The sequence below is a fragment of the Streptomyces sp. NPDC048275 genome (assembly GCF_040652275.1).
Lineage (GTDB): Bacteria > Actinomycetota > Actinomycetes > Streptomycetales > Streptomycetaceae > Streptomyces.
Genome location: NZ_JBEZLR010000019.1, coordinates 15,720 through 28,111 on the forward strand (window position 1 = coordinate 15,720; position 12,392 = coordinate 28,111).

Annotated in this window: 13 protein-coding genes and 1 pseudogene; 8 read left to right on the forward strand and 6 right to left on the reverse strand. The window is 69.0% G+C overall.

Translation table 11 applies throughout. The features are described 5' to 3' along the window. Window positions 1-65 precede the first annotated feature (65 nt). From AB0D57_RS14230 to AB0D57_RS14250, 5 genes and pseudogenes are all read right to left on the reverse strand, one after another. The gene (locus tag AB0D57_RS14230; RefSeq protein WP_362071446.1) at window positions 66-329 is read right to left on the reverse strand and encodes a TM2 domain-containing protein; all 264 of its coding nucleotides are present in this window, start codon (window positions 327-329) and stop codon (window positions 66-68) included. Window positions 330-606: 277 nt separating this feature from the next. Continuing rightward, window positions 607-1,029: a DUF2752 domain-containing protein gene (locus AB0D57_RS14235; RefSeq protein WP_362071448.1), complete on the reverse strand. Its 423-nt coding sequence runs from the start codon at window positions 1,027-1,029 to the stop codon at window positions 607-609. Beyond that, window positions 1,022-1,489, reverse strand: a complete 468-nt coding sequence (locus AB0D57_RS14240) for an NINE protein (protein ID WP_362071450.1) — start codon at window positions 1,487-1,489, stop codon at window positions 1,022-1,024. The genes AB0D57_RS14235 and AB0D57_RS14240 overlap by 8 nt, the downstream gene beginning before the upstream one ends. Before the next feature lie 165 nt (window positions 1,490-1,654). Then, the gene (locus tag AB0D57_RS14245) at window positions 1,655-1,747 is read right to left on the reverse strand and encodes a hypothetical protein (RefSeq protein ID WP_362071607.1); all 93 of its coding nucleotides are present in this window, start codon (window positions 1,745-1,747) and stop codon (window positions 1,655-1,657) included. A 316-nt stretch (window positions 1,748-2,063) separates the two neighbouring features. Next, window positions 2,064-2,723, reverse strand: a pseudogene (locus AB0D57_RS14250) (Uma2 family endonuclease). Between the two features lie 124 nt (window positions 2,724-2,847). Between AB0D57_RS14250 and AB0D57_RS14255 the strand changes: the two are divergent. The 5 genes from AB0D57_RS14255 (at window position 2,848) to AB0D57_RS14275 (ending at window position 5,753) form a co-directional block, all read left to right on the forward strand. After that, on the forward strand, window positions 2,848-3,264 hold the full coding sequence (locus AB0D57_RS14255) for a VOC family protein (RefSeq protein ID WP_362071452.1): 417 nt from the start codon (window positions 2,848-2,850) through the stop codon (window positions 3,262-3,264). Between the two features lie 111 nt (window positions 3,265-3,375). Beyond that, window positions 3,376-3,783: a hypothetical protein gene (locus AB0D57_RS14260; RefSeq protein WP_362071454.1), complete on the forward strand. Its 408-nt coding sequence runs from the start codon at window positions 3,376-3,378 to the stop codon at window positions 3,781-3,783. Window positions 3,784-3,788: 5 nt separating this feature from the next. Continuing rightward, on the forward strand, window positions 3,789-4,295 hold the full coding sequence (locus AB0D57_RS14265) for a DCC1-like thiol-disulfide oxidoreductase family protein (RefSeq protein WP_362071456.1): 507 nt from the start codon (window positions 3,789-3,791) through the stop codon (window positions 4,293-4,295). A gap of 11 nt (window positions 4,296-4,306) precedes the next feature. Further along, window positions 4,307-5,068, forward strand: coding sequence for a TetR family transcriptional regulator (locus AB0D57_RS14270; protein ID WP_362071458.1), 762 nt, complete (start codon window positions 4,307-4,309; stop codon window positions 5,066-5,068). Window positions 5,069-5,144: 76 nt separating this feature from the next. Next, window positions 5,145-5,753, forward strand: a complete 609-nt coding sequence (locus AB0D57_RS14275; protein WP_362071460.1) for a Uma2 family endonuclease — start codon at window positions 5,145-5,147, stop codon at window positions 5,751-5,753. Here the strand turns inward: AB0D57_RS14275 and AB0D57_RS14280 are convergent. Next, entirely contained in the window at window positions 5,746-8,154 is a 2,409-nt protein-coding gene (locus tag AB0D57_RS14280; RefSeq protein ID WP_362071609.1) for an MMPL family transporter, read from the reverse strand. The genes AB0D57_RS14275 and AB0D57_RS14280 overlap by 8 nt on opposite strands. A gap of 186 nt (window positions 8,155-8,340) precedes the next feature. Between AB0D57_RS14280 and AB0D57_RS14285 the strand changes: the two genes are divergently transcribed. The 3 genes from AB0D57_RS14285 (at window position 8,341) to AB0D57_RS14295 (ending at window position 12,389) form a co-directional block, all read left to right on the forward strand. Beyond that, the gene (locus AB0D57_RS14285; RefSeq protein ID WP_362071462.1) at window positions 8,341-9,030 is read left to right on the forward strand and encodes a response regulator transcription factor; all 690 of its coding nucleotides are present in this window, start codon (window positions 8,341-8,343) and stop codon (window positions 9,028-9,030) included. Continuing rightward, the gene (locus AB0D57_RS14290) at window positions 9,027-10,460 is read left to right on the forward strand and encodes a HAMP domain-containing sensor histidine kinase (RefSeq protein ID WP_362071464.1); all 1,434 of its coding nucleotides are present in this window, start codon (window positions 9,027-9,029) and stop codon (window positions 10,458-10,460) included. Before AB0D57_RS14285 ends, AB0D57_RS14290 begins: the two co-directional genes overlap by 4 nt. A gap of 180 nt (window positions 10,461-10,640) precedes the next feature. Then, window positions 10,641-12,389 (forward strand): sulfatase-like hydrolase/transferase, encoded by a 1,749-nt coding sequence (locus tag AB0D57_RS14295; protein ID WP_362071466.1) that lies wholly within the window; start codon window positions 10,641-10,643, stop codon window positions 12,387-12,389. The last annotated feature ends 3 nt before the right edge of the window (window positions 12,390-12,392 follow it).

Sequence of the window (12,392 nt, forward strand, 5' to 3'; positions counted from 1 at the left end):
AGGAGAGGCCGACGAGGGCCCCGCTTCCCGTGGCGCGGGTGCGGGGCCCTCGTCGTGAGGCGGTGTCAGCCGCGGAGGACGCGGCCCTGCTTGTCGGTGCGGTCGTTGCTCGTGAAGAACAGGATCGCGTCGATCAGGGCCCATATGCCCAGACCACCGCAGGTGAAGAGCTGGCCGAGGGCCACGCCCGTGGAGCCGACGTAGAACCGTCCGGCGCCGAAGCAGCCCAGGAAGAGCTGGAGGACGCCCGCGATGATCTTCGACTTGTCGGAGTAGACGCGGCCCTTGGGGTCGACGCCGTACGGGGCTTCAGGGGTGGGGACAGACATGAAGGATGCTCCTGCGAGTACCGGAGAAACCGGAGCGGACGGCTCCGGCAGAGGTCCAGGAGGCCGCGCGCGACAGAAATCGCACCCATCGTCATCCCCCTGTGACGTGGGAGAATACGGAGGCTGATGGGGCGGGCGGGAGACAGATCCGTCGATTGTTCCCATCCCGTGATCAAATTTTGGCCAAGCTTCCGGGCGAGGCCTGATTCGAGCGCCCGAACGTCGCCCGCCGATGGCGTGGCGCAGGCTTCAGCAGCGTCCGACAGCCACGCCGGTACTACGGCAGCAACCCGCCGGGCAGATTGCGGACGACGGTCCATGCCATGGCCACCAGGAGCACCAGGCCCTGCGCCCACCGGCTCAGCGAGGGCCGCCAGCGGCGACCGCGCAGTCCCTCCAGGGACCAGCGCCCCAACAGTGCCAGTGCGAACGGCGAGGCGAGCAGCAGCACTCTGTTGTCCAGCCAGGCCGCGGAGAAGTGACCGTGCATCAGGTCGTACACCATGCGGGTACCGCCGCACGCCGGGCAGAGCAGCCCGGTGACGAGGCGGAACGGGCAGCGGGGCAGCAGATGCCCCGGCTCGTGCGGATCGGTGACGTAGAGGTAGCCGGCGCCCGCCGCCCCGGCGGCGAGCACCACGAGGGGTGCCGCCGCCGGGTGCCGCAGGACGGACCCCTGTCGGAGTCCGGACTCAGCCACGCAGGATCCGCCCCTGGGAATCCGTGTTGTTGTTGCCCGTCAGCAGGAGGATTCCGTCGATCAGGGCCCATATGCCCAGACCACCGCAGGTGAAGAGCTGAGCGATGCCTATGCCGACACTGCCCATGTAGAAGCGCCCGATACCGAGCGTGCCCAGGGTGAGTTGGAGGACACCGGCGACGATCTTCGACTTGTCGGAGTACGGGCGCCCGTAGGGGTCGTAGCCGTACGGGGCGTTGGGGTCGCCGGTGAACGTGCCGGGCGGCATGGCGTAACCGGGCTGCTGGTAACCGGGACCGGGCTGCGGATAGCCGTACTGACCCGGCTGCTGGTACGGACCCGGGCCCGGCTGGCCGCCCGCGTACGGGTTCGGGTTCGGGTTCGGGTTCGGGTTCGGAGCGTCCTGCGGGTATCCGTAGCCGGGCGGCTGATTCGGCGGCTGGTTGGGCTGCTCGGTCAAGGTGTTTGCTCCTGAGGTCGTGGGGACGATCGCTGAACGCGATGCCGGCCATAGTGGCCGAACTCGACTGCCGGTCATATTGCAGGAATAAAGGGTCAACAGAGAAGTCGGCGTGCCTGGTCGGTCCCCTTCTCCTCATGTCCGGTTCCCGACCTCAGAGTTGGCTCAGGATCGTCGGATCCGTGATGTTCCTTTCGTCATATGGGCCGCGAAACGGTTCGAGTAGGTGTCCGTGGTGCGTTCCGCGTCCGTGAGCAGGTAGACCTCGCGGTGGGCCTGCTTGAAGGGCGCGGTGTCCGCAACGCGTACCCGCCCCGCACCCGCTCGGTGTCCTCGGGCTGCACGAGTCCCTGGAACACTCGGGGCATCCGCGCGTTGTACTCGGCGACCTCCTGAAAGACCCGCCGCCGGATCAACTCACGTGCGTCGAGCCGCTCTTCGGCGATCTCGAGCGCCCAGCCCTCGCCCCGGTCCCCACTGGTGGTCTCGTCGACGAACGTCACCATTCCCATGCCGACGACAGTACGAGGCGCCACTGACAATCACGGTTCGGCTCCCGCCCGCCGTTGTGCAGTCAGTCCCGGGCCGGCTCCGAACTGCCCCGCCGCTGGTCGATCGCCGTCAGGTCGATCTCGATGTCGAAGGGGAGGGCGACCTTGAGGCGGTCGTGGAAGATGCCGGTGAGGGCGTAGGACTTGGTGGCCGGGTCGAGTTCGTAGACGTAGACGACAGGGAGGCCCTTGTCCTCGTCCTCCTCGACCCGCCAGAAGTGCGGGAATCCGGCTGCGGCGTACTTGCGGGGCTTGACCTCGCGGTCGCGTACGCAGGACTCGGTGGAGACGACTTCGACGGCAAGGACGATGTCCTCGGGCTGGTACCAGGTCTGGCGGGGGCCGGTGTTTGCTTCCACCGGGAAGACCAAGAGATCAGGCTCCGGCCGATTCTTGGTGTCCAGCTTGATGGTCATCTCCCGCATGACATCGAGATGCCCCGGGGCCTGATCCAGAAGGCTGTTCTCCAGCTGACGCGTGCAGCGTGCGTGGAAAGCGGTCTGCGGCCCCCCTGAAGACAAGAATCCCGTCGATCAACTCCGTGTGCGGCGGGAGGCCCGGAAGCCGGTCGAGGTCGTCCGCGGTCCACCCCTCGGGGGGGGCGGGATCGGCCAGCGGTACGACGGCTCGTCGTCGAGGTCGTCGCGGTCGTTTCCGGATGCGTCGTCCATGGTTGCTCCCATGCGGCGGAGTCTCGCCTGTCGATTCGGCGTACCCAGGGGTCAATGCCACCCCTCCTCCCCCCATCGAGTGACCCCCACGGTCAGCCCCCGGGCTCCCCGAAGGGGCCGTCCCTAATGTGATGGCATGTCAGATGAAGAGTCGTACGAGCTGCTCGGCTTCGACAACGTGCTGCTGCCCGTGGGCGACCTGGAGGAAGCCGTGGGCTTCTACGGGCGGGCCGGGTTTCCGGTGGCGTTCCGGCTGGACGAGGCCGGGATCGCGCTGCTGAAGGTCGGGAACGAGACGCCGGGTGTGCTGCTGCGCCTGGACGAGGAGCTGAGCCATCGGCCGCCGACATGGGCCTCGGCGCGGGTGTGGCTGGAGGTCCGGGACGCGCGGGCCACCGCCGACGCACTGGCCGCAGCGGGGATCCAGCCCCTCGACGCTCCCTTCCCGGTCGCCACCGGGTGGACCGTCGAGGTCGCCGACCCCTGGGGCAACGTCATCGGCTTCACGGACTACGGCAAGCGGCCCGAACTGGCCCGCCCCGCACGGGCGTAGGCATCCCCCCACCCTGACTTGAACATGTTCAAAATCAGGTCTACAGTCTTCCTCGACAGCGTTTTGAACGCGTTCAAGAAAGTTCGAGAAGGTTCAAGAAGGGGTGGGGACATGGACCTCACAGTCGTCGCGTACGTCATCTATCTGCTGGTCAGCATCGCGCTGACCGTCTGGGTGGCGCGCACGCTGAGCCACAACGGGCGGATCTTTCTCTCCGACGTACTGCACGGGAACGAGAAGCTCGCCGACGCCGTCAATCACCTGCTGGTGGTGGGCTTCTACCTCGTCAACCTGGGCTTCGTCGCGCTCTATCTGAACCAGGACGACGAGATCGCCGACGCCCGCGGCATCTTCGAGGCCCTGTCGACCAAGCTCGGCGTCGTCCTGCTCGTCCTCGGGGTCATGCACCTCGGCAACGTGTACGTACTCAACAAGATCCGGCGGCGGGGCGTCATGGAGCGGGAGCAGCTGCCGCCCATCGCGCCGCAGGACTGGGTCGCCCCGTCGGCCGGAGCGTGACCCCGATGGCTGCTCCCTCGGCCGCCCAGGACCGGGACGCCGCACGCGTCCCGGTCCTCGGGCTCACCGTTCTCTACGACGCCCAGTGCTCGATGTGCACCTTCCTGCGGGACTGGCTCGCCAAGCAGGCCCAGCTGGTGCCGCTCCGGATGGTTCCGGCCGGGTCCGACGAGGCCCGGGGGCTCTTCCCCGCCCTCGATCACGGGGCCACCCTCGACGAGATCACCGTCGTGGGGGACGGCGGGCAGGTCTACAGGGGGGCCGCCGCCTGGGTCGTATGCCTGTGGGCGCTGCGCGAACATCGGCCGCTCGCGCATCGGCTCAGCACCCCGGCCGGGGCCCGGCTCGCCAAGGGCGCCATGCTCGCCGCCGCCAAGTGGCGGGAGGCGCGCGCCGCCGAGGGGTGGGGTGGGGGCGCGTACCGGCGGGGAGACGGGTGGGTGTACGAGCCGAGCCTCGGGTGGACGTACGAGCCTCCCGGCTGTGACGGCGGCTCCTGCTTCACTCGTTAGGCTCTGTTCCCGTGCCAGCAGCGACAGACAACCCCGGCCCAGGCCCCGACGAAGGTGACGCGAAGAAGAGCGTCGCCAAGAGCGAGCAGACCCGCGCCCTGATTCTGGAGACGGCGCTCAGGCTGTTCCAGGAGCGGGGCTACGACAAGACGACCATGCGGGCCATCGCCAAGGAGGCCGGGGTCTCCGTCGGCAACGCGTACTACTACTTCGCCGGCAAGGAGCACCTGATCCAGGGCTTCTACGACCGGATCGGCGCCGAGCACCAGGCGGCGGTCCGGTCGGTCCTGGAGCGCGAGAAGGATCTGGAGGCGCGGATCGCGGGCGTGCTCAAGGCGTGGCTGGACGTGGCGGAGCCGTACCACGAGTTCGCGGCGCAGTTCTTCAAGAACGCCGCCGATCCGGAGAGCCCGCTCAGCCCCTTCTCGCCCGAGTCGGCGGGGCCGCGCGAGGAGGCCATCGCACTGCACCGGCAGGTGCTGGCCGGGTCGAAGGCGAAGGTTCCGGAGGAGCTGCGGGACGTGCTGCCCGAGTTGATGTGGCTGTCCCAGATGGGGCTCGTGCTGTATTGGGTCTTCGACCGGACGGCCGGGCGCGAGCGCAGTTACCGGCTCGCCGAGCGCGGCGCCCGGATCACGACGCGGGGTGTGTCGCTGGCTCGCTTCCGGGTGCTGCGGCCGCTCGTCCACGAGGTGCACGAGCTGTTCGCGGACTTCCTGCCGGGGATGACGAAGTTGCTGCCGGATCCGGGGCGGGGCGCCCCGTTCGAGTGAAGCCGCTGGTACGGGACACGGGGGTGAGGTCCGGCCTACGATGATTCCCTCGACACCAGCCCACAGGAGGCACGTGATGTCCGCAGCATCCGTCGAGCAGCCGCACGGCGACCGACCGCTGATCGCCGAGGCGAACCGGCTCATGGACCGCAATCCGGGGTACCGCGTCGAGATCATCGGAGGCTCGATCATCGTGACCCCACCCCCCAACGGTGCTCACGCCCGCGCTCTGTCCAGGTTGAAGCGCCCCTTCGTCGCCGCCGGTCTGGACGGCGGCGAAACCGAAGTACTCGAGGGAGTGGGACTCTGGCTCCCCACCGGTACCGAGGACTTCGCGGTCCCCGACCTCGCAGTCCTCGACGCCGACTTCGAGGAGCACCTCGTCGAGAACAACTGCTACGACCCGGTCGCATTCCGTCTCGTCCTGGAAGTCACCTCCAGCAATTTCCAGAACGACCTCCGCACCAAGGTCACCGCGTATGCCCAGGCAAAGGTCCCGGTCTACGTCATCGTCGACCGCAAGCACCAGCGCCTCCACGTCCTGACCGACCCCGCCGGAGGCGAGTACGCGCTCCACCGCGTCCACACCCCCGGCGACATCGTCACCCTCCCCGACTCCATCGGCGCCAAGGTCTCCCTGGACGTCGACGAGATCCTCAAAGCCGGGCAGCCGAAGGCTAGTTGACGGCGTCCACCTCGCCCTCCCGTAGCTCCACGTCATGCACCAGCGGTTCATCCGTGACCACCACATGCCGGGCCCGCGCCGCGTACGACGGAGCGGCCGCCGCCAGCAGATACGTGCCCGGAGCCGGTACCGAGACGATGTACGAGCCGTCCGCCAGTGAGGTCACCCGGTCCAGTTGACGCCCGCCCTTGGTGAGCAGGGTGAGGACCGCCCCGTCGACCGGCGCACCCTCCGCGTCGCGGACGAAGCCGTGGACGACCGACGCTCCCCCCGCCGAAATCTGTTCCACGGACTCCGCGTCCTCCGCCGGTTCCACCGCCAGATGCGGCAGCCGCTTCTCCAGCCCGGCCGGCAGCCACCAGTTGGACTTGCCCAGCAGATGCATCGCCGCAGGCACCAGCGCCGTACGGAGAATGAACGCGTCGAGTGCGACCGCCGCGGCCAGGCCCACGCCCGCCATCGCCGCTCCCGCGTCGCCGCTGAGCACGAAGGCCATGAAGACGCACACCATGATCAGAGCGGCGGAGTTGATGACGCGGCTGGTCTCCGCCAGGCCCACCCGCACCGCGCGGGCGTTGTCCTTGGTGTGGACCCACTCCTCGTGCATCCGGCTCACCAGGAACACCTGGTAGTCCATCGACAGGCCGAAGAGCAGCGAGAGCATGATGACCGGCAGGAAGGCGTTGATCGGACCCTCCTTGCCGAGGCCGAGCAGCTCCAGGCCCCAGCCCCACTGGAAGATCGCGACCAGGACGCCGAAGGACGCGGCGGCCGCGATCAGGTTCATCAAGGCGGCCGTGAGCGGCACCACGAGGGAGCGGAAGGCGACCATCAGGAGCAGGAAGCCGAGGCCGATGATCGTGGCGACGAAGTACGGCAGACGGTCGCCGGTGATGGTCGAGAAGTCCTTGGAGACCGCGGTCACTCCACCGACATGGGCCTCGGCCCCCGCGTCCGGGATCACCTGATCTCGCAGCGTGTCGATGAGCCGGTCCGTCTCCTCGGACTGCGGTGAGGTGGTCGGCACCACCTGGATCACTGTGACGCCCTGCGCGGGCGGCAGCGCGGTGGCCTGGGCGACTCCGTCGGCGGCGCGGATGCCCCGCACCAGCGCGTCGGTGTCCCCGCCGGACGAGACCACCTGGAGCGGGCCGTTGAAACCGGGCCCGAAGCCCTCGGCGAGATGGTCGTACGCCTTCCTGGTCGTCGTCGACGCGTCGTCGTTGCCCTGGTCGGTGGCGCCGAGCCGCAGCGACAGCACAGGCAGCGCGAGCACCGCCATCACGATCAGGGCCATCACGGCGACCGAGCGCGGGCGCTTCTGGACGCCCGCCGACCAGCGCTCCGCCAGGCCGCTCGCTCCCTCCGGCTCGGGACCCTTGGCGGCCAGGGCCCGTCGCTGGCGGCGGCTGAGCACCCGGGGGCCGAGGAAACCGAGCAGCGCGGGCAGCAGCGTGACGGCCGCGAGCACGCTGAAGACGACGGTCAGCGAGGTGCCGATGACCACGCCGTCCAGGAAGCGCAGGTTCGTCACCAGCATTCCGGCCAGCGCGATGCACACCGTGCCGCCCGCGAACAGCACCGCCCGGCCGGAGGTGTTGAGGGCGGTGACCGCCGACTCCTCCGGGGCCATGCCGCGCTGGATGCCGCGCCGGTGCCGGGTGACGATGAACAGCGCGTAGTCGATGCCGACGCCGAGTCCGATCAGCGTGGCGAGCAGCGGGGCCAGATCCGGCACATCGGTGACATGGCTGATCAGCTGCGTGGAGAACAGGCCGGTGCCCACGCCGAAGACGGCGATGCCGATCGGGAGCAGCATCGCGAAGAGCGAGCCGAAGGCGAGGAACAGGACGACGGCGGCGGCCAGGATGCCGACCATCTCGGCGAGTCCGGCGGGCGGTTCCTGGACCCGCGTGATCGCCTGACCGCCCAGGTCGACCTGCAGACCGTCGCGTTCGGCGGCCTGCGCGGTGTCGACGACGTCCTGGACCAGCTCCTTGGGTACGGCGTTCGCCTGCTCGCCGAAGGTGACCTGGGCGTACGCGATCCGCCCGTTCTCGCTGATCTGCGCCGCGCCCTGGTCACCCGCGTACGGGCTGGTGACGTCGCCGACCCCCTTCATCGCGCCGATCTTCTCGAGCGCGGGCTCGATCCGGGACCGTACGGACTGGTCCTTGACCGTGCCCTCGTCGACCTTCCACACCACCGTGTCGGTGTCACCCGCGCTCTCCGGGAACGCCTTCTCCATCAGGTCGTACGCGCGCTTGGAGTCCGTGTTCGGCAGAGAGAAGACGTTCGCGTAGTCCGTGCCCGCGGTCGAAGCCGTGAACCCCAGTCCGAACAGCGCCCCCACCCACAGCAACAGGACCACCAGCCGGTGCCGATAGCACCACCGTGCCAATGTCGCCACGCTCAACGCTCCTTATTCGACAGTCGATCGATAGTCGATCGGTTGGTTGGTCCCCCAGGTCCTGGGATCCACCTTCGACGGCGACGCGGGCGCGGGAACACGGCCGGCCCATGACTCACAAGGAACTCCAAAGCGAGAGCCGCCCCACGGCCCGAACGACGCGCGGATACTGGGGACATGAGCGCTCATGAGGGGGCCACCGTCCTCGTTGTCGAGGACGAGCCGAGCATCGCGGACGTCCTTGCCATCGCCCTGCGCTACCACCGCTTCGAGGTCATGATCGCGGGCACCGTCCGCCAGGCGCTCACGCTCGCCGAGCGCACCCGCCCCGACGCGGCGCTGCTCGACGTGATGCTGCCGGACGGCGACGGCCGCGCCCTGGGCCGTGAACTGCGCGTACGGCAACCCGACCTGGCGGTCGTCTTTCTCACCGCTCGGGACGCGCCCGCCGAGATCGTGGGCGCGCTCGGCTTCGGCGACGACTACATCACCAAGCCGTTCAACATCGACGAGGTCATCGCCCGTATCACGGCCGTCCTGCGCCGCACCCGCCCCGCCGATGTGCTGCCGCAGCGCCCGCCCCTGCGGTACGGCGAACTGGAGCTGGACGAGACGACGTACCGCGTCCACCGCGGTGACCGTACGGTCGAGCTCACCCCCACCGAGTACGCCCTGCTGCGCTTCCTCGTCCGCAACGGCGGGCGGATCGTGCCCAAGGAGCAGCTCCTGCGCCATGTCTGGCAGTACGAGCACTCGGCCGAGTCGACCGTCGTGGAGACGTACATCAGCTATCTGCGGCGCAAGCTGGAACCCCTGGGGCCGCCGGTGATCCAGACCCGGCGGGGCGTCGGATACGGACTCGCATGACCCTCCGCCATCGCCGCCACCACGGGATCCACTCGCTGCGCGGCAAGCTGACCCTGGCGAACGTGGCACTGCTGGCCCTGGGCATCATCATGGCGACCGCCATCAGCCTGATGGGCATGCGGCACTATCTGGTCGTCCAGGTCGATGCCGAGCTGGCCAAGACCCGGGATTCGCTGACGAGTTCGCGGCTCACGATGCGTCAGATCGACTCGCTGAACACGCTGGCGTTCATCCGTGACCGGCTCGGACCCCTCACGGACGACTCACCGCAGCCCGACTCGATCTTCGCGGCGGTGGACGGCAGCGGGAAGGCCGTCGACATCGCCGGAGGCAAGCCGACCGAGAGCCAGCGCGCGCTGGCCGCCGCCGTGGGCGACCCCGGCGTACTCGTCGCCGCCGACGATCCGCGCGACATCACCGTGCGCGACGCCGCCTACCGGGCGACGGGGGCACGGCTCGCCGACGGCACGTACATACTGCTCGCCACCTCGACCGAGGCCCTGGACAAGGGCATCGGCATGGCCCTCAAGCTCGATCTGGCCTTCGGGACGATGCTGTTGTCGCTGCTCGCGTGCCTGACGATGTTCAGCGTGCGCCGCCGGATGCGGCCGTTGGAGGACATGGTGGAGACCTCGACGGCGATCGCGGAGGGGGATCTGACCCGGCGTGTGCCCTCCAGCCACCATCCGACCCAGGAGGTCGAGCAGTTGCGGCTCGCCCTCAACTCCATGCTCCACCAGGTGGAATCGGCGTACCGGACGCGCGAGCGCAGCGCGGCCCAGCTGCGCCGTTTCGTCGCGGACGCCTCGCACGAGCTGCGTACCCCGCTGTCGGCGATACGGGGCTATCTCCAGCTGTACGAGAAGGGGATGCTGCGCGAACCGGAGGAGCGGAAGCGGGCCTGGGACCGGATGAACGCGGAGGCCGACCGTATGGGCCGGCTCGTGGACGAGCTGCTCACTCTGGCCCGTCTCGACCAGCGTCCCGAACTGCGCTTCAAGAACGTCGACCTGAGCCGTCTGGTGCGGGACGCGGCCGAGGATCTGCGGGCCCAGCAGCCGGGGCGCCCGGTGACCGTGGGCGCCGACGGCACCCTTCTGGTCCAGGCCGACGAGTCGGGGATGCGGCAGGTTCTGGGCAACCTGGTGGCCAACGTGCGCACGCACACGCCCGCCGAGGTGCCGGTGCGGCTCGGTCTGGAGCGCGCGGACGGGGTCGTACGACTGTGTGTCGCGGACAAGGGGCCGGGGCTCGCGGAGGACGACGCGGCGCGCATCTTCGACCGGTTCTTCCGGGCGGGCGGCGGGGCCGGGAGCGGGCTCGGACTGGCGATCGTGCAGGGGGTGGTGACGGCGCACGGGGGTGAAGTGGTGGTGCGGACGGCGCCGGGTGAGGGGCTCGCGGTGACGGTGACGCTGCCGGTGCGGTGAGACGGGTGTGCTGTCCGCGGGGTGCGCTGCTTGAACAAGTGCGGGGGTTCGCTTGAACATAAGCGGACCTGGACGCTTGAACGTGGGCCGTCGTTGCGTCGTACACAGAAGGAGGCGGCCCCGACACACTGAGCCTGGTCCGCCGTACCAGCACCGGCATCGCACGGAAGGACCTTCGGGTTGTCGATCAACACGAGCTCTCGGCAGCTGCCGGACGAGGACCGGGCGACCGCTGACGACGTACCACCCGCGACATCCGGCCCACGGCGGCGTTGGCCTTGGCATGGCTGGCGGGACAGGCACCCCGGCGCGGCGCGAAACCTGACGTGGACCATCAATCTGCTGGCCGCCGCGCTCGTGATCGCCGCCCTCAACCTGCCGAATGTGCCCGGCGCCCTCAGGCTCAGTCAGTTCACCCGCATCCCGGTGGAGGCGATCTTCGGTACCGCCGTGATGATCGTGCTGCCGCGCAGGCCACGGCTCGTGGTGGCGGTGCTCGCCGGGCTGAGCCTCGGTGTCATGGCCATCCTGAGCCTCCTCGACATCGGCTTCCAGCAGTACCTCGGCCGGGGCTTCGACGTGATCCTCGACTGGAGCCTGTTCGCCGACACGCAGGCGTACCTCAAGGACACCCTGGGCGAGAAGGGCGCGATCGGCGCCACCGTGGCGGTCCTTGCCCTCGTCGTCGCCCTGCTCGTGCTCATGGCGCTGTCCGTGGTCCGGCTCAGCAACCTGCTGGCCCGGCACAGCGTCAGGGCGACGCGCTCGACCCTGGTCCTCGGGACCGTCTGGATCACCTGTACGGCGCTCAGTGTGCAGGTCGCCGGGGTGCCGATCGCCTCCGACCGCACGGCCGCGCTGGTCCAGCAGCGGGTGGAGCGGGTGCGCAAGACCCTGCATGACGAGGCCGAGTTCGCCAAGGTGGCCAAGAAGGACGCGTTCGCCAAGACCCCGCCGGACCAGTTGCTCACCGACCTGCGCGGCAAGGACATGATGATCACCTTCATCGAGAGCTACGGCCGCAGCGCGATCGAGGACCCGATCATGGCGCCGGGGGTCGACGCGACGCTGACGGAGTCGAACGAGAAGCTGCGCAAGGCCGGGTTCGCGGCCGAGAGCGGCTGGCTCACTTCGGCGACGTACGGCGGAAGCAGCTGGCTGGGCCACTCCACCTTCATGTCCGGCCTGTGGATCAACAGCCAGGGGCGCTACCGCACGGTCACCTCCGGCGAGCATCTGACCCTGTCCGGCGCCTTCAAGAAGACCGGCGCCTGGGACACCGTCGGCGTCATGCCGGGCGTCCAGATGGCCTGGCCGGAGTCGAAGTTCTACGACATCGACAAGGTGTACGACTCCAGCGAACTCGGCTACAAGGGGCCGAAGTTCAGCTGGTCGACCATGCCCGACCAGTACGCCCTGACCGCGTTCGAGCGACTGGTGCACGGCAAGAAGCACGACAAGCCGCTCATGTCGACGATCATCCTGACCTCCAGCCACCAGCCCTGGGCGCCGATTCCCGAGACGGTCCCCCAGGACCAGGTCGGCGACGGCTCGATCTACAACGCCATCCAGAAGGCCGGCAAGGACCCCGCCGACATCCTCACCGACGCCACCAAGTCGAAGGAGGAGTACGGCAAGTCCATCCAGTACTCGGTGACCAGCCTCATCGACTACCTGGTGAAGTACGGCAACGACGACACCGTGCTCGTCTTCCTCGGCGACCACCAGCCCATCTCCCGGGTCAGCGGCAACAACGCCAGCCGTGACGTGCCGGTCTCGATCGTCGCCAAGGACCCGAAGGTCCTCGACAAGATCGCCGACTGGGGCTGGACGGACGGCCTGCAGCCCGAGCACAACGCCCCGGTCTGGAAGATGAGCGACTTCCGCGACCGCTTCCTGACGGCATACGGCTCCACGCCGAACCCGTGAGTC